General features: G+C 65.5%; 1 protein-coding gene. It reads left to right on the top strand.

The features are described from left to right. Window positions 1-1,043: condensation domain-containing protein (locus tag H7U20_RS19710; RefSeq protein ID WP_233410923.1), on the top strand; the 1,043-nt coding region annotated here is incomplete at both ends.

Raw genomic sequence — 1,043 nt, 5'->3', positions numbered from 1 at the left:
GGCGCGGCGTTGTCGCGCCAGTTCTTCGACACCCCGTTCGACCTGGCGCACGGCCCCTTGATCCGTGGCCTGCTGCTGCGCCTGGACGCGGACGAACACATGTTGCTGATCGACCAGCACCACATCATTTCCGACGGCTGGTCGCTGGGCGTGCTGGTGCGGGAGGTGAGCGCGCTGTACACGGCGTTCAGCCAGGGCCTGGACGACCCGCTGGCGCCGCTGGCGATCCAGTACGCCGACTACGCCGTCTGGCAGCGCGCCTGGTTGCAGGGCGACGCCTTGCAGGCCCAGCTCGACTACTGGAAGGGCCGCTTGGCCGACGCGCCGGAGTTGCTGGCCTTGCCGAGCGACCATCCGCGTCCCGCCGTGCAGAGCTTTGCCGGCAGCAGTGTCGGCTTCGCGCTGTCGGCCTCCTTGACCGAGCAATTGAGGCAATGGAGCCATCGCCACGGCGGCACCCTGTTCATGACCTTGACGACGGCTTGGGGCGTGCTGATGTCGCGCATGAGCGGTCAGTCGGACGTGGTGATCGGCACGCCGGTGGCCAACCGCCAGCGCATTGAAATTGAGCACTTGATCGGCTACTTCCTGAATACGCTGGCGCTGCGCGTCACGCTCGACGACGAGGTCAGCGTTGCGCAGTTGTACGAGCGCACCAAGTCAGTGGTGCTCGATGCCTACGCGCACCAAGAAGTTCCTCTGGAGCAGGTGCTCGAAGCCGTCAACCCGCCGCGCAGCGTCAGCCACAATGCCCTGTTCCAGACCATGCTGTCTTTGAACAACAACCCGGCGGGCGGCGAATTGCGTTTGCCGGGCCTGCGCTTGAGCAGCGTCGAACAGAAGCATGAATCAACCTACTGCGACCTCTACCTGGCGTTGGCGGAAAGTGGCGGCGCGCTTGGCGGCGCGCTGATCTATGCGACCGACCTGTTCGAGGCCGACAGCATGCAGCGTTTGCTCGGCTATTTCCAAAATATCTTGGAGGGCATGGTGGCCGATCCGGCGCAGGCGGTCAGCCGCCTGGCGCTGGTGGGCGCGGCCGA

The organism is Rugamonas violacea, assembly GCF_016461825.1.
Classification (GTDB): domain Bacteria; phylum Pseudomonadota; class Gammaproteobacteria; order Burkholderiales; family Burkholderiaceae_D; genus Rugamonas.
This window is presented reverse-complemented; position numbering and strand designations above follow the sequence as displayed.